Raw genomic sequence first — 23,274 nt, forward strand, 5'->3', positions numbered from 1 at the left:
ACAGGGTGATCCGGTAGTGGGTCTTACTCATAGGCCAGCACCTCGCGCACGGTCAGCCGCGAGGCGCGCCATGCCGGCAGAAAGCTAGACGCTGCGGCTACGGCCAGCACCGCAACGAACCAGACGCCCACGCCCTCCAGCGAATAGGCAAAATCCAGCGTCCGGCGTAGAAAGGCCATGCCCACTGCGTCGCACAGCAGCTTGCTGATCGGCAGCGCCAACAAAGCGCCGAACGCCCAGCTCAGCGCGCCGATGACCACGCCTTCGCCGATAATGATGCGCCGGATAGCGCTGTCGCTCGCGCCAATGGCGCGCATCACGCCGATCTCGCGGGTGCGCTCCAGCACGTTGATGCTCATCGTGCCGGCCAGCCCCAGCCCACCCACGGCGGCCAACAACGCCGCCATGATCAGCAGGAAGACGATCAGGATGTCGAACTGGAAGGTGATTTGCTCGCGCCGCTCACTCAGCGTCTCGGTGGTATCCACTGGCATATCAACAGCGCGAAAGTGCGCCTCAATTGCCCTGGCGACCGCCGATTGCGAGGCCGCGTCGTGCTCCGTGGTGACCACGACCACGTTGCGCACTTGCCGGCCGATGGTGAACGCGTTGCGATAGCCAGTCAGGTTCATATACAAGGCGCGTGGGTTACGAATTTGGCCGGTGAGGGTGCTCTGCGTTACGCCGACCACCTGCACCGGCACGCGGCGCGCACCGAACTTGAGGGTGATCGTGTCGCCGATGCGGATGTCCGGCTCGTCGGCCAGCGTGTCCGCGTTGATCACGACGGCGTGGGTATCGTCGGGCGACAGCCAGCGCCCCTGGATCATCACCGGCTGAATCAGCCGGCTGTCGGCGGGCGGCGCGATCACGCTGATGCTGCGGCTTTCGCTGCCGTCCTCGCGTATGCGACGCGCGCTGCCCGTGCCCCACGCTTCGGCGTAGGCTACGCCGGACACCTGGCGCATCTGGCTCAAAACCTTGTCCTCGCCGTGGAAGCGGCGCAGATTCACCTCGATGTCATATTGCCAGTAGCGCAGCGAGGTGGCCAGCGTGCGGTTGAGCGAGTCGCGCACCGTGAACACCGAGACGAAGATGGCGCTGGCCAGGGTGAGCGTGCCCAGCGTGAGCGCCAGCCGGCTCTTGCGCCGAAAGGTGTTGCGGATCGAAAGCAGGAACGGGCGCGATAGCCAGCGCTCGATGAAGACGACGCCGGCCAGCCGTTGCTTCAGCGCATCTATGCGCGGGTTGTGATGGCCGGGCGTGTCGTCGCTGATGCCGGTGGAGGTGATCGCTTCGCGCACGGTCATCCGCACGCCGGCGAGGATGGGTGCCAGCGAGGCCAGCAGCGGCAGCGCCAAGCCGACGGCGATTTGGATCAGCACCACAGGCAGCGGCGGGATGACTGTCAGCACATCGAAGTTCAGCAGGTTGGCGACGAAGCTCACCAGCCCGACTGCGCCCAAGACGCCTAGCGGCACAGCGACGACGAGGGAGACCCACCCGAACGCCGCGACGTTGGTGAGATACATGCCGACGAGTTGCGGCGTGCGCGCACCGATAGACTTCATGATGCCGATCTGTTTGATCTGCTGCGCGAGGATCGCGGTGGTCGTGTTGATGACCAGGAAGGCGCTGAGGAAGAGCGCCAGCGCGCCGAGCGCAACCAGGATGAGAGAGAGGGATTGAATCTGGTCGTGCGCGTAGTGTTGGCCGGGCGTTTGCGGGATGTTCGCGCTGAAGAAAATGCGCCCGCTATCTTCCACCCGCTTCTTGATTGCGTCGGCGACGCGCTGGATGTGCGCACGGTCGGTCGGGTTTGCTGCTACGCGCACGCGCATCTCGGTATAGGCGCGCGGAAAGCCCAGCCACTCCAGCGTATCCGGCGTGATGTAGGCGCTGCCGAAGTTGGCGAACGTCACCGGCGGCGCGTTCACATCAAACACCGTGCCGGCGATGCGGATCTCGCGGGTCTTACCATCGGGCAGCTCCACGGTCAGCGTATCGCCGATCTGCTTGTGGAACAACCGCAGCGCGCTGCGCTCCAGCAGCATCTCGCGACGCGGCGGCGTGCGCGGGCCTTGCTCGTGCCGAAAGCGATCCAGCCGGATGTCGTCGAAGTCCCAGTGCGCGTACAGGATCAGGTTGCTGCGCGACTCGCCTAGCCGCACACGCAAGACGTAAACCGCGCGGCCCTGCGCATCGGCCACCTCCGGCATGCGCGCAATAGAGCGCACGAATTGTTCGTCCAGGCCCGAGGCCGCGATGCTCATGCTGGCTTCGTTCGTGGCGGCGTACTGCGCCTGTAGGTCGCGGGCCAGGATCGTCCGCGCGCCGATCACTGCGCCGACCGCAAATACGCCGACGGCGATGGACAAGATGACGAGCAGCGTGCGCGTCTTGTTCAGCCATAGGTCGCGCATCACCTTGCGCCAGCGCGGAGCGAACATCGGCGCGGATTATCCTCACATCGCTGAAAGATGGATGAGCGTTCGCCGCCGCTCCCGTCGGGCGTCGCTGCGGCGCGCCGTGGCCTCACCCGAAGAGCGCGCGCACCGTCGCCAGCGCCTCGGCCTCGCTCGTGGAGGGGTAAAACTCCAGGCCGATCTTGCCGTCGAAGCCAAGCCGGCGCAGCTCGCGCGCGATGCCGGCGAAGTTGATCTCGCCGGTGCCCGGCTCCTGGCGTGTGGGCACGTCGCCGATGTGCACGCTGTCGTAAAGCCCCCAATAGTCGCGCAGCCCCTGGATCAAGTTGCCGGCGCTGCGCTGCTGGTGGTAGCAGTCGAACGCCAGACGAAGCTGGGGATGGGCAATGCGCCGTACCACGTCGGCGGCCAGCTCGTGCGTGCTGACGGTGACGCCGCCGTGCAGGTGATACGTGTTCAGCGCCTCGAACCACACCACGATGGGCGTCTTCTCGACCAGCGCCATCACCCGCGCCGCGCCGTCCAGCAGGTTGGCATACTTCTGCTGGGGGGTGTAGTCGCGCGAGGGCGGCTTCACCCGGCCCTGGATGTGCGGCAGCCGGGCGTCGGACGCCGGGTTGATCTGCTCGCTGAACATGAACAGATGCCGGACGCCCCAGCGCTGCGCGCGTTCGAGCGACTCGGCCCAGGCGTCCAGGCACAGGGGCAGGTCATGCGCATCGGTGAGCGAGCCGCCGGCTTCGTCGAAAGTGGAGTTGATCACGCAGCCACACGCGCGACAGGCTGCGGCCAACTCATCCATCAGCGCGCCTTTGCTGCGCCACGCCCACACGTCGAGGTGACGGATGCCCAGCGCGGCGAACCGCGCTGCGCGCTCGGGCAGCGGTGAGTCAAGGAACCAGAAGTCGGCGTAGCCGGTGTAGAGCACAGCGTTGGGACGACGGCAAGTTTAGGGCGCGGGCAAACAGAGGACAAACCTACGGTTGATCTATCGCGAACAGCGTCTCAGCGCAATCTCGCCGATCCTCACCCCGCCGTCCGGTGTGCGCGTCGGCGATTCATCCACCGGTAGGCGCGCGCCCGTGTGCGGGTCGTACAGGCCGACGACGACAGCATATGCGCCGGGCACGATCCCGGCCGGGATGGTGATCGCGTGACCGTCGGGGATCACTTCGCCGGGCGACCAGACCGATGTCGGATAGCTGCCGTTACGCGGTTGGCCATCATGCTGCGCGATGACGTTGCCGGCGGCGTCACGCAGGTGGACGAAGGCGCTGTAGTCCGTCGTGAGCGCCTGGCCGCCGCGCCAGTAGATCGTGACGGTTGCCGTTGCGCCGATGCACCCTTCGATCGGTTGCCGGAGCAACTCGATGCCGAGGCCGCCACTCAGCGGCGCGACTTGCGCATGCTTGGCCGGCACTTCGCCGAGCGGCACTTTGATCCGCCCGGCGATCACTTCGCGGTCGCCGTCCAGCCAGCGCACGCTGATGTCGTAGGCGCCCTTGCGCGCATCCGGGTAGGGCATGATCGGGAAGTCGTACCAGGCTTCTTCGCCCGTCTGGAACAGGTCGGTGTGGATCACGCGCGAGCGCACCGGCAAGCCATCGCCGCGCTGCACTACGATGGGCTGCACGCGCAGCTCGCGGTTACCCATCGGCTCGCCGGCCTTCAAGCGCACACTTACGATGAGCGGCGTCGTCGTCACCACCTCGCGTGCGCTGACGGCGATGCCGGTCACCTGCCAACCTTGGCCGAGGTCGTGCACGCTCGCATCGAGCGTGAGCGCCGGCGTGATCGGCGGCGCGACGCGCTGCCACACCGTCATCGGCGAGCCCCAGAAGCGCACATCGGTGAAGGTGGCGACCGGCGTGTAGATGGCGCGAAACCAGTCGTCTTCCTGTGGGTTGGCGTCGTAGAGCGAGTTGAAGTTCGTCAGCGCCAAGTAGTCGGGCTGGGTGCGAATCAGGCCGCCGACGAAATCGCCGCGCCGGATGGCGCTCGATCGCGACGGCTGCACCAGCCCCAGAAAGTCGTTGGCCGGCCGCCGGGCGTAATAGCTCATCACGCCCAACTCGGTCATGCCGATCGTCGCGCCGGGCGGTGTATTGGTGTTCAGCCATCGTCCGACGCGCTCGTAGATGTCCACCTTCGTCTCCGGCAGCGCCTTGGAGGCCACCTCGGCCGGGTCGGGTGGGGTCGCGCCCTGTAGCACGCGGATGATGTTCAGATTGCCGATCAGCAGCGGGATGACGGCCAGCGTCGTCAGCAGTTGCATCGTCCAACGTGGATGCGTCGTGGTCGAAGCCACCCAATCTATGCCGATGGCGATCAACCCGGCCAGGCCGGGGACGATCGGCGCGTAGTACCACACATACGGCGCGACGCCCAACACGGAATAGCCGGCGAAGTGCAAGGCCGCCCAGGCGATCGGCATGATGAACGGCGCGCGATGCAGCCACTGCCATCCCTGCTTGCGCGCCGACTCGACGCTCAGCCAGGCAGCGCGATAGGCGCCCAGGCCGGCGACGATGGGTATGAAGATGAACAGCGCCGACTGTTGCAGATACGCTTGGATCAGCAGCAAAGCGCCTTCGGGGAAAGTCGTGCCGGGATAGAAGCCCGTCAACCCCGAAGCGGCTTGGGCCGATTTCGCCTGCAACGTGGTGGGAATGGGTGAGCCGAATTGGGTAATCAAGAAGATGGCCAGCGGCGCATAGATCAGCGCCGCAACGGCGAGCAATCTCACGGCCGGGCGGATGACCGCGAGCAGCGCGCGCCGGCCGCTCTCCCGGCGCGCGTCGAAGTCCAGCGCGAACAGCGCGCACAAGCCGACGACGATCGCGCCGTCGCCGCGCAGCCCCACGCCGAGGCCGGCCAGCAGCCCGGCCAGCGCCGGCTTGCGGGCATCCACGCACACAAACGCCCACAGGGCAGCCGCCATGAACAACGGCGTCTCGAATCCCACCGTTAACCAGAGCAACGGCGAGATGAGGCACACCAGGCCGGCAATGAAGCCGGGGGAGTCCTGGCCGCGTCGCCAGCCCATCACGCACAACGCACACGCCGCGGCGATCAATCCGCCGGCACCAAGTGCGTGGCTGACCGCCGGAATATCCAACCTCAGCACCGCCGGCAAGGCCAACACCAACGCATAGAGCGGCGCGGTCGTGATGAGCGCGTTCTCGATGGCGCCGGGATTGAACGTGAATCCCAGGCCGCGCGCCAGGTTGTCGGCGAAGCGGTAGGTAATGAACGGATCGTCGAAGCGGAGGCTGCGGGTGAACAGGCCCAGCACCAGCCCGACGACGATCAGCGCGAGCAATGCCAACGGCAGATTGCGGCTGCGCGGTTTGAGGGTCTGCGTCGCGGTCACGGTGTTTCAAACCACGATCTCGCCGCCATCTACTTCGATGGACTGGCCGGTGACATAGCTGGCGTCGCTCGAAGCGAGGAAGGCCACCACGCTGGCCACCTCGTCGGGTGTGCCCAGCCGGCCCATGGGGATTTGCTCGGCCTTGCGGGCGATGTGTGTGCCAATCGGCCAGCCTTCGTTGCGACAGATCTCGGCGTCCACCTTGCGCAGCATGTCGGTGAGGATGGAGCCTGGGCACACCGCGTTCACCGTCACGCCGAATGGGGCCAAGTCCATCGCTGCTGCGCGGGTCAGGCCGATCACGGCGGCTTTGTTGCTGCAATAGGCGACGCTGTTCTTGAAGCCGGTGCGGCCAGCAATGCTGCTCATATTGATGATGCGGCCGTAGCGCTGCTGCTTCATCACCGGCGCGACAGCTTTCGTGCACACGAAGACGCCGGTGTAGTTCACCTCGATCATCAGGTTCCATTCGTTCATGTCAAGTTGTTCGAGCGGCGTGCCGCGATAAATGCCGGCGTTGTTCACCCAGACATCCACGCGGCCAAATGCGCGGCAGATATCGGACACCACCTGCTGCATCGCGTCATGGTCGGCGACGTTGGCGCTGATTGCCAGCGTTTCCACGTTGTAGGTGCGTCCAAGCCGCGCCGCAAGCTGTTCGCATTTCTCACACTGCAGGTCAATAATCACCACCCGGGCGCCCTCGCCGGCGAAGCGTTGCGCGAACGCCTCGCCCAGCCCTTGCGCGCCGCCGGTGATCACCACGACTTGATCTTTGAATCGTGCCAGAGGTGGATGCATCATCTCGAGATTCGGCATTCGACGTCCCGCATCGGTCAACGCAGTATGTAGCGCGCAGATCTGCTATGCGCCTTCCAACGCGGCGATGGCGCGGACCAACGTTGGTTCATCGTGCGTGGGCATTTCGATGGCCAGCACGAACACGAGATCGCCGGCGATGCGAGCGTGCCAGCCGACGAACTGATTATCCGCGATTTGAGCAAAGCCGCTGAACGGGCGCAGCGCGCTGCGTTCGACCACCGGTGGGCCGACTTGCGTTGCCGGTGCGCTTGAAAGCAGCGTCGGCGTCACCGGCCGGCCTGCGGCCAACTCGGCCAAGGTGACGGCGACCCGCAGGGGGGTGACGCGCAATTTTCCCTGGCCGAGGGTTTCGCTGTAAGTCGCCGTCGCCGGCAGCGGTGTGGCTTCGTTCGGCAGCTCGAACGGCACAGGCCGGTGCAGGTTCAGCGGTGCAAGATGCGCCATGAAATCGTCCGGCTGATTGAGGACGGCGCGATGGGCCATTGGTGCGTGCGCTTCGACCAGCCAGCGCAGCAACAGGCCGGGTTGATATAAGCCCTGGGTAGCACGGTTGATCAGCGGGGCGTCGGGGTCGGTGCGCAGGCGTTCCCAGTCTTGCTCCAACCGGTTCGGGTCGAACGTGGGCGCGCTGGCCAGCGCCAGCACCTCGCCGGTATGCCAGTTCATCACGACGACCGCCCCGCGCGGGTTGGTCAGCGTTGGGCTGGCGCGCAGGGCAGCGACGGCGCGGCGCTGCCAGTTCGCGTCGAGCGTCGCAGTGATCGCGCTGCCGCGGCGCGGGCGGTGCAGGAAGTCGTCCAGCCATGTCCGGCTGCCGCGCAGGGTGGCATCGGCGAACGCCTCCAGCCCGCTTACGCCGTAGCGCTGGCTGTAGTAGCCGAAGGCCGGCGCGGCTTCCGGCAGCGGATACCGTCGTTCGTATCGCGGCGTCGCCGATTGGCTGCCACGGCGCGCGGCGCACGGGGTGAGCGGCTGCGGCGCGCCGGCGCACGACGAATAGGCCAGCAGGACGCCATCGCGAGCGTAGATGGCGCCGCGAAAGGTCGCCAGCTCCGCCTCTAGCCGGCGCGGGTTATCCAAGCGGACAACCAACTCCGGCCCGCGCACGATGCTCCAGTAGCCCGTCCCCAGCGCCAACGCGGCCAACCAGGCCGCGCTGAGGCGCATCGCCCGACCGGCAGCCAGCTCGGTCCGTTGGGCCAGCGGGTCAACGGCGCGCGCGGCGCTCATCGGTCTGCCTTCGGCGGCATCGGCCGATAGGCGAATGAGCAGACCGATCATGAAGTAGCTCACCACCAGCGATGTGCCGCCGTAGCTGATGAACGGGAGCGTCACGCCGGTGAGCGGCAACAGCCCGATGTTGCCGCCGATGATGATGAACACCTGCGTGGCCAGCGCCGCAGCGATGCCGCCGGCCAGCAGCGACCCGTAGCGATCGCCGGATCGCAGGCCGACGCGCCAGGCGCGTAGGATGAGCGCCGCGAAGCCGGCCAACACGGCCAGCGCGCCGGCCAGCCCTAGCTCTTCGCCGATCATCACGAACGGGAAGTCGGTGTGAACGGCCGGCACATACCCCGGTCGGCCCTGATTAATGCCCTGACCCAGCAAGCCGCCGCTGGCCAGGGCGATCAACGACTGCACGATTTGAAACGCGCCGCCTTGTGGGTCGCCCCAGGGGTTCAACCAGATGCTCAGTCGCTGTGCCACGCGCGCGGAGAGGAAGTAGCCGGCGACGGCCGCGAGGCCCAGCCCGATGGCCAGCCCCAGCGGCAAGCGCGCGTCGCCCGTTGCCAGGTAGAGCATGAAGGCAAACGTGATCACCAGCAACGACGCCGCGCCGAGGTCTTGCTGGATGACGAGCATCGCCATCGCGATGACGCCCATTGCGATGGTGGGGGCGAGGGATCGGCGATTGAAAGAAGCAGATGGCCGCGCCTCCGGCAACAGCTCCCCGCTGTGCATCGCGCGTTGGGCAAAGTAGGCGGCCAGGAAGGCGATCATGAGCAGCCGCAGCAGCTCCGAGGGTTGCACAAAGAAGCGGCCGATGTTTAGCCACAAGCGCGCGCCTGCGCCGGAGGGATTCACGCCGAAGGCCAGGGAGGCCAGCAACAGCGCCAGCGCCGCAATCAGCCAGGTGTATTTGAATCGGCGCAGCCAACGCAGGCGGTCGCGCCGGCTACAGACGGCAAGCATGGCTGCGAATGCGACGACCAGCGCCAGGGTTTGCCGCTGCAAAAAGTTGGGGGCCGTGCGCGCGATGGACAGCAAACCGAGACCGGTGAGCATCACGGCGACCGGCAGGATGAAAGGGTCGCGCGCCGGCGCAACGCGCGCCAGCCACCCATGCGCGACGATGGCAAGCGCGCTCAGCGCAGCCGGCGCCAGCAGCGGCAGCGGTTCGCTGCGTTGTAACGCCAGCGATGCTGCGCCCAGCCAAGCGGGGAGCAATCCCAGGCTCAGCAGTGCAAACGGCGAAGTCAACGACCTGTACACCCGCGCATTCTATATTTGTCCTAACGCACGCAGCGCGTTGCTCTCGCAAGGCCGCGCGCCGTGTCATCGCCAAGGTCTCGACGATAACCCGACAGCCAGGAGGGCCGCTGAAATCAAGGGAGGCGTCGCGGCTCCGCCGGCCAGGGCGCAGCGATGCCGGCGACAAATGCATCCAGACCAGAACCAGATGTATTCAACTTGACAAACTCCGCCGGCAAGTGCTAAAACAGCTCTACAGTTTAGTTTTTTGACTAAAGGAGGTAAAACAAGCTATGAAGCGTCGCAAATTCCTGTCCGTGGCCGCCAAAGGCGCCGCTGTCGGCGCGGCCTCAACTGCTTTTGCCGTACCGACGATTGTGCATGCTCAGACGCAGAGGATACGCTGGCAGATGGCCACCAGTTGGCCGGTGTCGCTCGACACCATCTACGGCGCAGCAGAATATTTTGCCGAACGCGTCGCAGCTCTGACAGACGGGCGCTTTCAGATTACGCCTAACCCGGCCGGCAAGCTTTCGCGTGGCACCGACATTCTTGACGTGGTCTCGCAGGGTGCGGTGCCCATCGGGCACACGGCATCGTACTACTACATCGGCAAGAGCCCGGTCACGGCGTTTGGCGCTGCCGTGCCATTCGGCATGACCTTACGGCAGCAGAACGCCTGGCTTTATGAAGGTGGGGGCCTCAAGCTGCTCCAAGAGGTGTATGCCAAGCGCTTCAACGTGATTCAGTGGCCGGCCGGCAACACCGGCGCCCAGATGGGCGGTTGGTTCCGCAAGGAGGTCAAGACGGTCAAGGACCTGCAAGGGTTGAAGATGCGCATCCCCGGCCTGGGCGGCGAGGTGATGAAACGGCTGGGAGTGACCGTGCAGACGTTGCCGGGCGGCGAGATCTTCCAGGCGCTGCAGACCGGCACGGTAGACGCCGCGGAGTGGGTTGGCCCCTATGACGATGAAAAGTTGGGGTTCTTCAAGGTGGCTAAATTCTATTACTATCCCGGCTGGTGGGAGCCGGCGCCCTCGCTGGAGATCGAAGTGAATCTCAACGAATGGAATAAGTTGCCTAAAGCTTATCAGGAGGCAATCAAGAGCGCTGCGGCCGAGGCTAATCAAAACATGGTCGCGCGTTACGATGCGCGCAACGCCGCTGCGCTGGCTAAGCTCACCGCTCAAGGGGTGCAGGTCAAACGATTTAGCAACGAAATCCTGGCTGCGGCCCAGAAAGCAGCCTTGGGGCTGTACGACGAATATGCCAGCAAGGACGCCGATTTCAAGCGCGTTTATGAAAGTTGGAAGAAGTTCAAAGCCGAAACGGACAAGTGGTTTGGGCTGAACGAATACGCCATCGAGGGCTTCCTCTTTGGCGCATCGTAAGCGCCACGTGTGTCCACAAGAAAACGCCGACGGGCAGGGGATGAATCCTGCCTGTCGGCGTTTTAGACCCCGCAGCTATCTAAACGACAATCGCACCAGCGCGTTGACCGTCTCCGGGAAGGCGATCACGATGGCCAGCACCACGAGTTGAATAATCATGAAGGGGATCGCGCTGCGGTGAATCTCGACGGTGCTCACCTCCTTCGGCGCCACGCTCTGCATGTAGAACAGCGAAAAGCCGACCGGCGGCGAGATGAAGGCGGTTTGCAGGTTGATGGCGACTACAATGGCAAACCACACCATGGTGTAGCCTTCGTTGGAGAAGGCGCCTGTTGGGTTAAACACATCCAACACTCGCTCGGCTGCCGGCACCAGCAGCGGCATGGCGATGTAGGTGATCTCGGTGAACTCGAGGAAGATGCCCAGCAGGAAAATGGCGATGTTCGCGACGATGATGAACGTCCAGAACCCGCCCGGCAGGTTGGTCAACCATTCTTCGATCAACAGGTCGCTGCCCAGGGCGAACAGCACCTTGGTGAACAGGGTGGAGGCAAAGAGGATCATCAGGACCAGGCCGGTGGTTTTGGCAGTGGAGAGGGCGGCGTCGGCGATGACCTTGCGGCTCATCCGGCGATTGGCCACAGCCAAGATGGAGGCGCCGATGGCGCCGAACGCCCCGGCCTCGCTGGGGGTGGCCAGGCCGGCAAAGATGGTGCCGAGCACTGCCAGAATGAGCACCACCGGCGGGACGAACGCGCGGAGCGTGCGCAGGAGCAGGGTACGGCTGCTGAGCGTGCGCGCCTCCGGTGGCAAGGCCGGCGCACTGCCCGGACGGGTGTAGGCGACTACCAACGCGTAGATGGCGTAAGACGCAGCCAATAGCAGGCCGGGCACCAGCGCCCCGGCGAACAAATCACCGATGGACAGCCCGAACTGGTCGCTGAGCAGCACCAGCACAATGCTGGGCGGGATCATTTGCGCCATGGTGCCGGAGGCGACAATCACGCCGGTGGCCAGCTCTTTGTTGTAGCCGTACTTCAGCATGGTGGGCAACGAGATCAGCCCCATGGCGATGATGGTGGCCGCCACGACGCCGGTGGTCGCCGCCAGCAACGTCCCCACTACCACCACCGCCAGCGCGATGCCGCCCTTCAGCGGTCCCATCAACTGGCCGACCGTTTCGAGCAGCTCCTCCGCCAGTCCCGACTTTTCCAGGATGGCACCCATGAAGATGAAAAAGGGGATCGCCAGCAGTGTGCTATCGCTCATGATGCCGAACCAGCTATTCGGCAGCGACAGCAGCAAATTGAAGTCGAACGCGCCCATCGCCAGGCCGATCAATCCAAAGACGATCGAGACGCCGGCAAAAGAGAAGGCTACCGGGTAGCCCGTCAGCAACAAGAAGAAGAAGCCGACGAACATCAGGATGCCAAGCCATTGTGGGTTGAATCCTTCCATCGGTCTTTCTCCTGTGCTATCAGCGCGCTATAGCCTCGTGCTCCAGCTCTTTGCGCATCTCGCGCACCATTTGGTCGGCCATCATCTGGTCGGTTTCGGCCACCATCACCGCTTGATCGGCTTCATGGTAGCCGAGGAGGACGGCAACGTACTTAATCAGTTGCGAGATGGCCTGCACCAGCAGGCCGAAGAAACCGACGATGATCAGCGACTTCAGCGGCGCAAGTGGCAACCCACCGGCATCGCTCGACACCTCCCAAGGCCCCCAGCTCCCATCCGGCAGGCGCCCCCACGACGTCAGCACCGGGCCGATGCTCACATAGATCGCTAGCGAGCAGAACGGGATGAGGAAGAGCAACGTGCCCAAGAAGTCCACGAGCGCGCGTTGGCGCGGACCCCAGCGCGAGTAGAAGAAGTCCACGCGCACATTGACGTTGTGTTTGAGCAGGTAGGGAAAGCCGATCAGAAAGAGCAGCGAGAAGAGATACCACTGCAACTGGATCAATTCGTTGGAGATCAACGTGCGTTGCAGCGCTTGGCCGAGGTAGCGCAAAGTGGCGTTCAGAAAGCCGGCCACGACGGCCAGAACGACGATGATGCCGATCAGCCCGCTCAGACGCTCAGTGATCGAGTCAATGAATGATGCGACACGAAGCAACGTCTTCAATTTCCTGCCCTCCTCTCTGATTTGGACGTTTATTTCGACAGCAGCCTGCTCATTTTCAGCCGCGCAGCCCGCGATGCTTGCCAGGCGTATTGGGGCGCATCGTATCTATCGCAGCGAATTTGTCAATTCGGATGCGGCCGCGCAGGAGACTCAAGGGGCATCTACGATGAAAATGTTTTGAGCGATCCGGGTGCTGATGCAGCGAGGTTGGCCATCGGCGAGATACACGGTGAGCGAGGCGCCATCCGGCCGGCTGCCGATGGTGATGACAGTCTGTGGCAGGAGCCCCAGGTCGGCCACTTGGCGCAAGAGCGCGGGGTCTTCGTCGCGCACACGCTCAATGCGCACCCGGCTGCCCTCTGCGCTGGTGTCCAGTGTGTCTCGCGAGCTGGCTGCGATTTCGCCGTCTTTGGTCGGGATGGGGTCGCCATGCGGATCCACAGTCGGATGGCCGAGCAGCGTTGAGATGCGATCCTCGAACTCCTCACTAATAGCATGTTCCAAGCGATCTGCTTCGGCGTGCACTTGGTCCCACGAATAGCCCATCGCTTCGGTCAGATACAGCTCGATCAGCCGATGGTGACGAATCACCTCCAGCGCGATCTTCTCACCCGCAGGCGTCAGCGTGGCCCCCTGGTATGGCTCATAGAACACCAGCTTCAGCTCGGCCAGCTTCTTGAGCATACCGGTGACGGAAGCAGCCGTCACGTTCAGCCGGGCCGCGAGCGCATTCGTCGTGGCGCGCGCATTCTCATGGCGCAGGCTATAAATCGCTTTCAGATAGTCCTGGGCGGATTCGGAGAGCATCACTTATTCTATGTCTGGCGTGCACTAAACCGTATGGGCCGGCGCGCCGCATTGCGCGCATTGGTGTTACCATATCATGAAATCAGGAGTGATGAGCGCATTCTGGATCAGCGCCGCATGCGGCGTAGCCGGCTACGTGATCGGCTCAATCCCGTTCGGCTGGATTATCGTCAAACTGGTCAAAGGCATAGACGTGCGCGAGTTCGGGAGCGGCCGCACCGGCGGCACGAACGTATTTCGCGCGGCAGGCCTCGTGCCGGGCTTGGTGACGGCCATCCTCGACGTGTTGAAGGGCGTGATCGCCGTGCTGATCGTGCGCCACTTCGTTGTGGATACGGCGGGCTGGGCCGAGGCGCTGGCCGGCTTTGGCGTGGTGCTCGGTCACAACGCGTCGTGCTTCCTCAACTTTCGTGGCGGCGCAGGCGGCGCGACCGCCGTCGGCACCAGCATCGCGATCTGGCCGTGGGGCGGCGCACCGGCATTCGCCATCGGTTCGCTCATGCTGTTCGTCGGCGGCTATGCTTCGATCGCTTCAATGCTGGCCGGATTGACCGTTGCTGTCGGGAACACCGTCGGCGCGATGCTGGGCGCCACGCATTGGTCCTATGCGGCCTACGGCTGGGGGGTGCTTGGGCTGATCCTGATCGCCCTCCGCCCGAACATCGAACGCTTGCGCGCGGGCACCGAGAAGCGCGTGTCGTGGTTCAAGCGTCCTCAGCCGTCGCAGTCTGGTTCGCCCACCGCGCAACAATGAGATCGCTTCGCCCTCACCGGATACAGGTGCTATGCGCCGACGATCATCTGGTCGCCGTCAACAAACCCGCCGGCGTCACCACTGCGCACGATGCTGCACGACCCGACGAGCCGGATTTGCGCGCGCTGCTGGAGGCGCGTTTTGGCCGATTATGGCTGGTGCATCGCCTCGACCGCGACACCAGCGGCGTCATCATCTTTGCGCGAAACGAGCCAGCCCATCGCGCGCTCAGTGAGCAGTTCGAAGGGCGCGCGGTGACGAAGCTCTACCATGCGCTCCTCGTGGGCAATCCCTCATGGACGGAACGCACCGCCGACGCACCGCTGCGCGTAGATGGGGATCGTCGCCACCGCACGGTCGTAGATATTGCGCGCGGCAAGCCATCGGTGACGCACTTCCGCGTATTGCAGCGCCTGAAGCGCTATGTCCTGGTCGAAGCCATGCCGGAGACCGGCCGCGCGCATCAGATTCGGGTGCACGCTGCGCTGCTCGGCCATCCGATCGCCGCGGACGACTTATATGGCGACGGCAAACCGGTCTTCCTGTCGCAACTGAAGCCCGACTATCGCTGGAACAGCGCCGAGGAGATCCCCCTGATTGGGCGGACGGCTCTGCACGCACGCCGGCTGAAGCTCACGCATCCGGTCACGGGCGAGGCGCTCGACTTGCTCGCGCCGTATGCCAAGGACTTCAACGCAGCCGTGAGCCAGTTGGCGAAGCTGGCGTAGCGCGCTGCTCTTCGCTTTTTTTGTAGCGCCCACGCATGGCGCGCTGGTTTATAATATGGGGGCCGCGGGGGCGTAGCTCAGTTGGTTAGAGCGTTGCGTTGACATCGCAAAGGTCACAAGTTCGAGTCTTGTCGCTCCCATGTTGGCCAGCGCATCTAGGCCCCGCGCGATGCGCTGGCCGCGCTCTCCCCAGCACACATCAGCCGCGCACCAATACCTGCGTCGAACAGTGCGGCCCACCGTATCCCCCCGCAAGGGCATCAAACGCAATGGCCTGCACATCTACGCCGGCCGCACGCAGCCGCTGCAAGAACGGCTCGCCGGCGCGCCGCGCACACATTAACCGCCTGGGGCCGACCAACAAACCGTTTGCGGCGAAGTCCAGTTGTTCGGCCTTGCTGAACGGGATGACGCGGATGCCCTTCTCTTGCAGATAGCGGGAGAACAGCGTGGTGCGGGTGAGGACGTAGGCGTAGCGGTCCGGCGCGCCCTGTGGAACATACACCTTGACCGCCGGCTCCTCATCGCCGCTGAGCCGCGACTCGACACAAAGCGCCAGGTCGCGGTCGAGCATGGCGAAGTAAGTGTCGAGGTGCATCTCGTCCATGTCCATACGCGGGTCTTCGATCACCGCCACCTCGACATAGCCGTAAACGCGATGCTCAAGGCACTGGCGCACGCCGTCCTCATTGGTCAGCAACCCCTGACCTTGCAGCACGAAGTCGCCGCAAGGGATGAAGTCGCCACCCTCTAGCGTGCCGGGGGGCTGGACGCGGTATCGCGGCGCGATGCCGAGTGACTCGAGCACATGCGCGGCGATGTCGTTCTCCGGCGCGCGCTGCTTCAGCTTCAGACGCGTGATCACCACGCCCTCGCGCGTGGTGATGAGCGGGTCGCGCGTGTAGTATGGGCTGGGCGGTTCGAGTGTGAACTGCGCCTCGAAACGGGTCGTGGGGTCCAGGCCGGCGGCGCTGCGCGCGACGCGGATCGTCGGCCGGAGCAAGATCACCTCCACCAGGCTGCCGGCGTCGAGCGCAGCCAGCGCGACGTCGAGCTGGCGCGCGGCCTCGTCGCGCTCGTCAGCAGTGAGCGCTGCGTCGTATTCGAACGTCACCGCCTCGCGCGCCCACTGCGTCAGCCGGCTGCGCGTCGCCTGCGCCAATGCCTCGCGGTAGTCAATCACGCGCACGCCGTGGCCTTCCAACGCGCGTCGGTAGGCGCGGTGTTCCTCGCGCCCCTGCGCCAGAGAGAACGGGAATAAAAAGTTGGCTGCGCCAGGCTGTAGGATCGCAAACAGCGTCTCAATGCCCGGCTCGCACATCAGCACGACCCGCGCCGGCAGCCACTCGGCGGGTTGTGCAGGAGTCAGCGGCGAGCAACCGGACGTTGAAGAGCGGTCGAGCGGCATCGGCGTCATCGGTTTACTATCGTAGAACAAGCCGTGGAACGACTGTCTGGCGCGAACGCATCTGAATTTTAAGGCTGCCGGTGAACCAGCTGCAGAGGGAGCGCTCACCCGGCGATGCTGAGGGGAGTGTGAACACCTGCGCCCATGCGGCCATTCGGCCATGCCCCGTTCGCGTGTTGATGGCCGCCGCCCTCCCGCCCACCTTGACATAGAACGCTTGTTCGCTTATCATCCGCCGCAAATAGAACAAAAGTTCGCGTGCAGTTGCGAACGGGAGGAAGCAGTGTCTCACTCGGCGATTGAACATTTGACCGAGCCGCAACAGCGCATTCTATCTTTCATCAGCCGCTACATGGAAGAGCACGACGTGCCGCCCACCATCCGTGAGATCCAAAAGGGCGCGGGCATCAGCTCCACCTCGATGGTGAGCTATCACTTAAAGGCGCTGGAGCGGGCGAATCTCCTCAACCGCTACGAGCGACGTTCGCGCGGCGTGGTGTTGACCCAAGCGCATCGCATCAGCCCGCGCGATATCGTCTCCGTGCCGATCGTGGGGCGCATCGTCGCCAGCGAGCCATCGCCGACGCCCGATCCTGACGCCCTGGCCGACGTCGAGAACACCATTCAGATCGCCCGCAGCTTGGTAGGCAGCGCCGATGGCCTCTACGCGCTCGAAGTGCAGGGGGACTCCATGATTGACGCGCTGATCAACGACGGCGACATCGTCATTATGCGCCGCACCGATGAGATCAAGAACGGCGATTTGGTAGCGATCTACCTCACCGACCGCAACGAATCCACGCTCAAGCGCGTCTACCGCGAGAAAGACGGCAAACGCCTAAAGCTCAAGCCGGAGAACCCGACCATGAAGCCGTTCTACGTAGACGCGCACCACGCCCTGATCCAGGGTAAAGTCATGTGCGTGATCCGCAAGACATGACGGGACGGCGCGCCTCCTCAGCGTCTCGGTCTTGGCCATCGCTGTTGCTTCGCCTACGCAAGGTCACGGCGTCGGCGCAGGGCGCGTGCGCAACCCGCTCGGACGGCCGACCTGTATTCTCAATTCTCGATTCTCAATTTACACTTGCGCTGCTATGAGCAGCATTTCACTTCAAGATCGCATCGTCTTCATCACCGGCGCGAGCAGCGGCATCGGCGAGGCATGCGCGCGCGCCTTCGCCGCGCAAGGCGCGAAGCTGGTGTTGTGCGCGCGGCGCTACGAACGGCTGCAAAAGCTGGCCGAGTCGCTTCCTGTTCCGACGCATATCTTCAAGCTCGACGTGACCGACCGCTCAGCCGTGGAGGCCGCTGTGGCCGCGCTTCCCGATGGATTCCGCGAGGTGGACATCTTGATCAATAACGCGGGGCTCAGCCGCGGCCTCAATAAGCTTCAAGAAGGGGCGATTGACGACTGGGAGGAGATGATCAACACCAACATCAAGGGCGTGCTCTACGTCACGCGCGCCATTTTGCCGGGGATGATCGAGCGACAGCGTGGTCACATCATTAATCTGGGATCGGTGGCCGGCCATTACGCCTATCAGAACGGCGCCGTGTATTGCTTATCTAAGGCAGCGATCAAGTCGCTCACCGAGAGCCTGAAGCAGGACTTGCTCGGCACGCCCATCCGCGTTTCATCCGTGGACCCCGGCCTGGTGGAGACCGAGTTCAGCGTTGTGCGCTTCCACGGCGATGTGGAACGCGCCAAGAAGGTCTACGAGGGGGTGAAGCCGATGACGCCGGAGGATGTCGCCGACGCAATCGTGTTCTGCGCCACGCGCCCGCCGCATGTCAACATCAACTTCATCGTGATGATGGCGGTTGGGCAGTCCACACCCACGACAGTCTATCGCCAACCGATCCCCGGCATCTCCTGACACATGCCGTGATCACCGGGATTGAGGACCATGGCTGACGTGCAACGCGCGCTGGCGCAGGTGCGCGAGCGCATCGCCGAGGCGTGCTTGCGCGCTGGGCGGGCGCCGGATAGCGTTACGCTTGTTGCGGTGTCGAAGACCTTCCCTGCAGAAGCCATCGCCGAGGCCGCAGCCGCCGGCCAGCGCGACTTCGGCGAAAACCGCGTCGAGGAGGCGCTGCCCAAGATAGAGGAAGTCAAGGCGCGGTTGGCCGCCTGGGGCCTGGGCACCGATCTGCGATGGCATGTGGTCGGCCATCTTCAATCGCGCAAGGCGCGCGATGCAGCGGGGCGGTTCCACCTGATTCACTCGGTGGACTCGCTCAAGCTCGCCGGCAAGCTGAACGCACGCTGTGCAGCGCAGGGCGTCGTCCAGCCGATCTTGCTGGAGTGCAACGTGAGCGGCGAAGACACCAAGAACGGCTTCCAACTCCACGGATGGGAGCGCAATCGGGCGCTCCTGGACGCATTCGCCGACCAGGTTGCCCAGATCGCCGGGTTGCTGAACCTGCGCGTATGCGGCCTGATGACCATGGCGCCGATCGTCGAACAGCCTGACGAGGCGCGGCCGGTCTTCGCCAGCCTGCGCGCGCTGCGCGATGCGTTGTCGGAACGCATGTCCGCGCTATCGCTCGATCACCTCTCGATGGGGATGACCGACGACTTCGAAGCAGCCATTGCCGAGGGCGCAACGATGGTGCGCATCGGTCGGGCGATCTTTGGCGCGCGAGGATGACGGTGACACAGCCCTCCCTCTTTCGACTGGCGCTCGGTGAAGCGTTTGACCGGCTGGCTCCGGCGCTGCAGCGCCACTATGATCTTGCTCCCGGTCAGCAAGCGGTCCTTCAGGGGCCGATGCGCGCGTGGAATCGCTTCGCCTGGGCGCGCGCGTTGGCGCCGTTCATGCCCATTCCGGCGGACCAGGTGCCGGTCTACGTGCGTAACCGCGGCTTGGTGGATCGCGACGAAGTGTGCTACGAATGGCATCGCGAATTCCGCTATCCGAGCGGCACCGTCGTCAGCTATACGCTCACCCGCCCTGCGCGCGATAGGCTGCCGGCGCGCGTGCTCGATACGTTCAACCAGCCGCCCAACATCGGGATTACGTTGGCTTTAGAGGTCAGCCCGGATGGGCGATCGCTGCGCCAAACGACCGTCGGCCCGCAGTTCGCGATCCGCAATGGGCGCTATGCGGCGCTGCCCGGCCTCTTTCACATCCGCAGCATCGCCGTCGAACGCGCCGTTGACGAGCGCACGATCCACACCGAAGTCGTGGTCAGCCACCCGGTCTTCGGGCGCATGTTCGGCTACAGCGGCACATTGAGCATCGAGTGATGGGGGCCGCTGCCGGACGAACGTGATGGGCGCCGCCCTGCCGGTGTTGGACGCAGGCAGAGCGTGTTCCTGCATTGGCCGGCTAGCCGGTCGTACATAGCCCGCCCACGATCGTCCTCACGACGCGCAGCTCAGCATCGAGAATGACGATGTCAGCATCGTAACCCGGTGCAATGCGTCCCTTGCGACCGTCCAGGCCGACTGCGCGCGCCGGCGACGCCGAACACATCCGCGATGCCTCGACCAATGAGCAGCCGGTCGCAGCGATGATATTGCGAAAGGCCGCGTCCATCGTCAGCGTCGAGCCGGCCAGCGTACCGTCCGCCAGCCGTGCGATGCCGCCCTGCACGAGGACGCGCCGGGCGCCGAGGACAAATGCGCCGTCGCTCAGGCCGGTTGCCTCCATGGCGTCGGTGATGACCGCCAGCCGGTCGGCGCCTTTGCATTTGTAGAGCACGTTCATCGCTGCGGGGTGCACATGCACGTTGTCGCAGATGAGTTGCGCATATACGGCGTCGTTGGCCATGGCCGCCCCAAGCGCCCCCGGCTCCCGGTGATGCAAGCCGCGCATGGCGTTGAAGGTGTGTGTGGCTTGGTTCGCCCCTGCGGCGAACGCAGCCTGCGCCTGGGCATATGTCGCGTCGGTGTGACCGATGGCGACCGCGACGCCAAAGCGTCGGGCGTCCTCGATGAGACGCAGCGCCCCATCCACTTCCGGCGCAACGGTGATCAACTTGACCACGCCGCGCTCGAACCAGGGGCGGTATTCGCGCGGATCTGCTGGACGGATGAACTCGGTCGGTTGTGCGCCGCATTGCTTCGGGTTGATGAAGGGCCCCTCGACGTGTGCACCGAGGATGCGCGCTGCGTCCGGCGCCGGCGGGCTAGTCATCGCTCGCCGCACGTTCTCAAGCGCAGCTTCGATCTTTTCGCGCGGGGCGGTCATGGTCGTCGGCAGGAAGCCGGTGACGCCATGAGCGGCAAAGAAGCGCGCCATGACCTGCAACGCCTCGGGGGTGGCGTCCATCGCGTCGGCGTCCATTGCGCCATGGACGTGGATGTCGATGAAGCCCGGCAGCACGATGCGCGCACGCGCATCAATCACCGTCGCATCCGCCGGCGCATCCAGGTGGGCTGCGATGGCGCGAATCACGCCATCCTCAATCAGCACCCGCCAGTTGTGCTCGATCCGGTCGTATAGCACCAACGCGCCACAGTCAATCACAGTGCGCATCGGTTAGAATCATACGTGTGAGAAGACAAGACCGCGAGCGCCAGCGGAGGCTGATCTCCCTCCTCAGCTTGCTCATCGTTACCACCGTGATCATCAGCATGGTGGCATCGGTGGTGTTTGTCCCACCGCGCTGACCTATCTCTCATCTCCTACTCTCCTGACCTGCTGATCAGCAATGTCTAACCGAACCGTCATCCACACCGACGCTGCGCCCAAGGCCATCGGGCCGTATTCGCAAGCCATCGTTGCCGGCGGGCTCGTGTTCTGCTCCGGCCAGGTGCCCATTGATCCGGCCACTGGTGAACTGGTGCCGGGGGGCATCGAGGAGCAGACGCACCGTTCGCTGTGCAATCTGAAGGCCGTCCTGGAAGCGGCCGGCTCCGGTCTCGACCGCGTGCTGAAGACCACCGTCTTCCTGCAGCACATGGGCGACTTTGCCGCGATGAACGCCGTCTACGCCACCTACTTCCCGGACAATCCCCCCGCCCGCTCGACGGTTGAGGTCGCCAGGTTGCCGAGGAATGCGCTGGTAGAGATCGAGTGTATCGCGTTGGCATGAAAAGCAGCGAGTGAAGGCGGGCCCGTGGCTCGCCTTCTTCGTATCGCGGGCTATCGCTGCATATCCTCGCCGAACATCGCGCTGACGAATGCGGCGAGATGCTTGCTGTCCCATGCAGCGCCGCAACGCCTCGGCGTGTTGTGGATTGCGCCGGCGTCGGCCAGCCGCTTCAAACGTCAGACTTTTATCGCTCGCCCGAGGGTCAACAATCAGAAGTGCGTCATCACCCTTGCCCCGCCACCTTCGCCCAACTATCCTTCAAGCCAACTGCGCGATTGAAGACCGGCCGCTCCGGCGTCGAGTCGGGATCAACGACGAAGTAACCGAGCCGCTCGAACTGATAGTGCTTGCCGACGGGCGAGCCGGCCACGCTCGGTTCGGCGAAGCCCTGCACCACTTCCAGCGACTTCGGATTGAGATAAGACAAGAAGTTTTCGCCTTCTTCGGCGTTGATGTTATCGGGGTCTGGGCGAGTGAACAGATGGTCGTATAGCCGCGCTTCGATGGGCAGGGCGTGGGCCGCGCTCACCCAGTGGATGGTCGCCTTCACCTTGCGCCCGTCGGGGGCATTGCCGCCGCGCGTCGCCGGGTCGTAGGTGCAGCGCAACTCCACCACGTTGCCGGCGGCGTCTTTCACGACGCCCTCGCACTTGATGAAGTAGCCATAGCGCAGACGCACCTCGCGGCCGGGCGCGAGCCGGTAGAACTTTGGCGGCGGGTTCTCCATGAAGTCATCTTGCTCGATGTAGAGCACGCGACCAAAAGGCACTTGCCGTGTGCCGGCGGAGGGATCCTCAGGATTGTTGATCGCCTCCAACATTTCGGTCTGCTCGGCGGGGTAGTTCTCGATCACCACGCGCAGGGGGCGCAGCACGGCCATCACGCGCAGGGCGGTCTTGTTCAGCTCATCGCGCAAGCTGTGCTCCAGCATGGCGATATCCACCACACTATCGGCTTTGGCGACGCCGATGCGGGCGCAGAAGTCGCGGATGGCCGAAGGCGTGTAGCCGCGCCGGCGCAGGCCGCGCAACGTGGGCATGCGCGGGTCATCCCAGCCGCGCACGTAGCCCTCCTTCACCAACTGCAGCAGCTTGCGCTTGCTCAGCACGGTATAGCTCAGGTTCAGCCGGGCGAACTCGATCTGTCGTGGCGCGAAGATCTCCAGCTCGCGCAGGAACCAATCGTAGAGCGGGCGATGATCTTCATACTCCAGCGAGCACAGCGAGTGGGTGATGCCTTCGATGCTGTCGCTTTGGCCGTGGGCGAAGTCGTACGTCGGGTAGATGCACCACCGATTCCCCGTGCGATAGTGGCGGGCATGGATGATGCGATACAGCACCGGGTCGCGCATGTTGAGGTTGCCGGAGGCCATGTCAATCTTGGCGCGCAGCGTGCGGCTGCCTTCGGGGAACTCGCCGGCGCGCATGCGGGCGAACAGGTCGAGGTTCTCTTCCACGCTCCGGTTGCGCCAGGGGCTTTCGCGGCCCGGCTGGGTCAGCGTGCCACGGTACTCACGAATCTCGTCCGGCGAAAGGTCGCAAACGTATGCCTTGCCCTTCTTGATCAGCTTAACGGCGTACTCGTACAGTTGCTCGAAGTAGTCGCTGGCGAAGCACAAACGATCCCATTGGTAACCCAGCCAGCGCACATCCTCGATGATGGCATCCACATACTCCTGCTCTTCTTTGGTCGGATTGGTGTCGTCGAAGCGCAGGTTGCACGCGCCGCCGAATTCGCGGGCGATCTCGAAGTCCACGGCCATCGCCTTCGCATGGCCGATGTGCAGATAGCCGTTCGGCTCCGGCGGGAAGCGCGTGCGCACGTAGGCGAAGCGGCCGGACGCCAGGTCTTCTCGCACCGCGGTGCGGATGAAATCGGATGTTGCTTTGGCAGTGATCGGCTCGACGCTCATAGTGCAAACGGGG

At 64.4% G+C, this 23,274-nt stretch carries 19 protein-coding genes and 1 tRNA gene; 9 read left to right on the plus strand and 11 right to left on the minus strand.

Annotation, left to right across the window (positions count from 1 at the left end):
• Positions 1-23 precede the first annotated feature (23 nt).
• The 5 genes from GXH28_RS06445 to GXH28_RS06465 all read right to left on the minus strand — a co-directional run bounded on the left by GXH28_RS06445 (position 24) and on the right by GXH28_RS06465 (position 9,114).
• Positions 24-2,450 (minus strand): ABC transporter permease, encoded by a 2,427-nt coding sequence (locus GXH28_RS06445; protein WP_169238201.1) that lies wholly within the window; start codon positions 2,448-2,450, stop codon positions 24-26.
• Between the two features lie 85 nt (positions 2,451-2,535).
• Positions 2,536-3,354: a TIM barrel protein gene (locus GXH28_RS06450; RefSeq protein WP_169238202.1), complete on the minus strand. Its 819-nt coding sequence runs from the start codon at positions 3,352-3,354 to the stop codon at positions 2,536-2,538.
• Positions 3,355-3,414: 60 nt separating this feature from the next.
• The gene (locus GXH28_RS06455; protein ID WP_169238203.1) at positions 3,415-5,799 is read right to left on the minus strand and encodes a hypothetical protein; all 2,385 of its coding nucleotides are present in this window, start codon (positions 5,797-5,799) and stop codon (positions 3,415-3,417) included.
• A gap of 6 nt (positions 5,800-5,805) precedes the next feature.
• Positions 5,806-6,603, minus strand: a complete 798-nt coding sequence (locus tag GXH28_RS06460; RefSeq protein ID WP_169238204.1) for an SDR family NAD(P)-dependent oxidoreductase — start codon at positions 6,601-6,603, stop codon at positions 5,806-5,808.
• A 60-nt stretch (positions 6,604-6,663) separates the two neighbouring features.
• The gene (locus tag GXH28_RS06465; RefSeq protein ID WP_169238205.1) at positions 6,664-9,114 is read right to left on the minus strand and encodes an FtsW/RodA/SpoVE family cell cycle protein; all 2,451 of its coding nucleotides are present in this window, start codon (positions 9,112-9,114) and stop codon (positions 6,664-6,666) included.
• Between the two features lie 272 nt (positions 9,115-9,386).
• Between GXH28_RS06465 and GXH28_RS06470 the strand changes: the two genes are divergently transcribed.
• Positions 9,387-10,484: a TRAP transporter substrate-binding protein gene (locus GXH28_RS06470; RefSeq protein ID WP_169238206.1), complete on the plus strand. Its 1,098-nt coding sequence runs from the start codon at positions 9,387-9,389 to the stop codon at positions 10,482-10,484.
• A 75-nt stretch (positions 10,485-10,559) separates the two neighbouring features.
• Here GXH28_RS06470 and GXH28_RS06475 read toward each other — a convergent pair whose 3' ends face one another.
• The 3 genes from GXH28_RS06475 to GXH28_RS06485 all read right to left on the minus strand — a co-directional run bounded on the left by GXH28_RS06475 (position 10,560) and on the right by GXH28_RS06485 (position 13,416).
• The gene (locus tag GXH28_RS06475) at positions 10,560-11,942 is read right to left on the minus strand and encodes a TRAP transporter large permease (protein WP_169238207.1); all 1,383 of its coding nucleotides are present in this window, start codon (positions 11,940-11,942) and stop codon (positions 10,560-10,562) included.
• A 19-nt stretch (positions 11,943-11,961) separates the two neighbouring features.
• On the minus strand, positions 11,962-12,609 hold the full coding sequence (locus tag GXH28_RS06480) for a TRAP transporter small permease subunit (protein ID WP_169238208.1): 648 nt from the start codon (positions 12,607-12,609) through the stop codon (positions 11,962-11,964).
• A gap of 150 nt (positions 12,610-12,759) precedes the next feature.
• Positions 12,760-13,416 carry a metal-dependent transcriptional regulator gene (locus GXH28_RS06485; RefSeq protein ID WP_169238209.1) on the minus strand — a complete coding sequence of 219 codons (657 nt, stop codon included), beginning with the start codon at positions 13,414-13,416 and terminating at the stop codon, positions 12,760-12,762.
• Positions 13,417-13,492: 76 nt separating this feature from the next.
• Here GXH28_RS06485 and GXH28_RS06490 point away from each other — a divergent pair, with 76 nt between their 5' ends.
• From GXH28_RS06490 to GXH28_RS06500, 3 genes are all read left to right on the plus strand, one after another.
• Positions 13,493-14,170, plus strand: a complete 678-nt coding sequence (locus tag GXH28_RS06490) for a glycerol-3-phosphate acyltransferase (RefSeq protein ID WP_169238210.1) — start codon at positions 13,493-13,495, stop codon at positions 14,168-14,170.
• Positions 14,167-14,898 (plus strand): RluA family pseudouridine synthase, encoded by a 732-nt coding sequence (locus GXH28_RS06495; RefSeq protein WP_240550235.1) that lies wholly within the window; start codon positions 14,167-14,169, stop codon positions 14,896-14,898. The genes GXH28_RS06490 and GXH28_RS06495 overlap by 4 nt, the downstream gene beginning before the upstream one ends.
• Before the next feature lie 66 nt (positions 14,899-14,964).
• Positions 14,965-15,038 (plus strand) — tRNA-Val (locus GXH28_RS06500).
• Positions 15,039-15,097: 59 nt separating this feature from the next.
• Here GXH28_RS06500 and GXH28_RS06505 read toward each other — a convergent pair.
• Positions 15,098-16,315 carry a dimethylarginine dimethylaminohydrolase family protein gene (locus tag GXH28_RS06505; protein WP_169238212.1) on the minus strand — a complete coding sequence of 406 codons (1,218 nt, stop codon included), beginning with the start codon at positions 16,313-16,315 and terminating at the stop codon, positions 15,098-15,100.
• Positions 16,316-16,613: 298 nt separating this feature from the next.
• Between GXH28_RS06505 and lexA the strand changes: the two genes are divergently transcribed.
• The 4 genes from lexA (at position 16,614) to GXH28_RS06525 (ending at position 19,556) form a co-directional block, all read left to right on the plus strand.
• Complete coding sequence (gene lexA, locus GXH28_RS06510) at positions 16,614-17,246, plus strand: transcriptional repressor LexA (RefSeq protein WP_169238213.1); 633 nt, start codon at positions 16,614-16,616, stop codon at positions 17,244-17,246.
• A 154-nt stretch (positions 17,247-17,400) separates the two neighbouring features.
• On the plus strand, positions 17,401-18,183 hold the full coding sequence (locus GXH28_RS06515) for an SDR family oxidoreductase (RefSeq protein ID WP_169238214.1): 783 nt from the start codon (positions 17,401-17,403) through the stop codon (positions 18,181-18,183).
• Positions 18,184-18,213: 30 nt separating this feature from the next.
• The gene (locus GXH28_RS06520) at positions 18,214-18,957 is read left to right on the plus strand and encodes a YggS family pyridoxal phosphate-dependent enzyme (protein WP_169238215.1); all 744 of its coding nucleotides are present in this window, start codon (positions 18,214-18,216) and stop codon (positions 18,955-18,957) included.
• A 2-nt stretch (positions 18,958-18,959) separates the two neighbouring features.
• Entirely contained in the window at positions 18,960-19,556 is a 597-nt protein-coding gene (locus GXH28_RS06525) for a DUF4166 domain-containing protein (protein WP_169238216.1), read from the plus strand.
• Positions 19,557-19,638: 82 nt separating this feature from the next.
• Here GXH28_RS06525 and nagA read toward each other — a convergent pair whose 3' ends face one another.
• Positions 19,639-20,790 (minus strand): N-acetylglucosamine-6-phosphate deacetylase, encoded by a 1,152-nt coding sequence (gene nagA, locus GXH28_RS06530; RefSeq protein WP_169238217.1) that lies wholly within the window; start codon positions 20,788-20,790, stop codon positions 19,639-19,641.
• A gap of 175 nt (positions 20,791-20,965) precedes the next feature.
• Between nagA and GXH28_RS06535 the strand changes: the two genes are divergently transcribed.
• On the plus strand, positions 20,966-21,349 hold the full coding sequence (locus GXH28_RS06535) for a RidA family protein (protein WP_169238218.1): 384 nt from the start codon (positions 20,966-20,968) through the stop codon (positions 21,347-21,349).
• Between the two features lie 223 nt (positions 21,350-21,572).
• On the opposite strand, the gene GXH28_RS06540 is transcribed toward GXH28_RS06535, so the two are convergent.
• Positions 21,573-23,261 (minus strand): glutamine--tRNA ligase/YqeY domain fusion protein, encoded by a 1,689-nt coding sequence (locus tag GXH28_RS06540; RefSeq protein ID WP_169238219.1) that lies wholly within the window; start codon positions 23,259-23,261, stop codon positions 21,573-21,575.
• Between the last annotated feature and the right edge of the window lie 13 nt (positions 23,262-23,274).

Source organism: Candidatus Roseilinea sp. NK_OTU-006 (genome assembly GCF_012931985.1).
In the GTDB taxonomy this organism is placed as follows: domain Bacteria; phylum Chloroflexota; class Anaerolineae; order J036; family Brachytrichaceae; genus JAAFGM01.

Bases quoted from the DNA above. Each gene is read 5' to 3' on its own strand.
- GXH28_RS06540 (WP_169238219.1), bottom strand. From the start codon at position 23,261: ATGAGCGTCGAGCCGATCACTGCCAAAGCAACATCCGATTTCATCCGC.
- GXH28_RS06445 (WP_169238201.1), bottom strand. From the start codon at position 2,450: ATGTTCGCTCCGCGCTGGCGCAAGGTGATGCGCGACCTATGGCTGAAC.
- GXH28_RS06520 (WP_169238215.1), top strand. From the start codon at position 18,214: ATGGCTGACGTGCAACGCGCGCTGGCGCAGGTGCGCGAGCGCATCGCC.
- GXH28_RS06460 (WP_169238204.1), bottom strand. From the start codon at position 6,603: ATGATGCATCCACCTCTGGCACGATTCAAAGATCAAGTCGTGGTGATC.
- GXH28_RS06470 (WP_169238206.1), top strand. From the start codon at position 9,387: ATGAAGCGTCGCAAATTCCTGTCCGTGGCCGCCAAAGGCGCCGCTGTC.
- GXH28_RS06515 (WP_169238214.1), top strand. From the start codon at position 17,401: ATGAGCAGCATTTCACTTCAAGATCGCATCGTCTTCATCACCGGCGCG.
- GXH28_RS06535 (WP_169238218.1), top strand. From the start codon at position 20,966: ATGTCTAACCGAACCGTCATCCACACCGACGCTGCGCCCAAGGCCATC.
- GXH28_RS06495 (WP_240550235.1), top strand. From the start codon at position 14,167: ATGAGATCGCTTCGCCCTCACCGGATACAGGTGCTATGCGCCGACGAT.
- GXH28_RS06485 (WP_169238209.1), bottom strand. From the start codon at position 13,416: ATGCTCTCCGAATCCGCCCAGGACTATCTGAAAGCGATTTATAGCCTG.
- GXH28_RS06475 (WP_169238207.1), bottom strand. From the start codon at position 11,942: ATGGAAGGATTCAACCCACAATGGCTTGGCATCCTGATGTTCGTCGGC.
- GXH28_RS06505 (WP_169238212.1), bottom strand. From the start codon at position 16,315: ATGACGCCGATGCCGCTCGACCGCTCTTCAACGTCCGGTTGCTCGCCG.
- nagA (WP_169238217.1), bottom strand. From the start codon at position 20,790: ATGCGCACTGTGATTGACTGTGGCGCGTTGGTGCTATACGACCGGATC.
- GXH28_RS06490 (WP_169238210.1), top strand. From the start codon at position 13,493: ATGAAATCAGGAGTGATGAGCGCATTCTGGATCAGCGCCGCATGCGGC.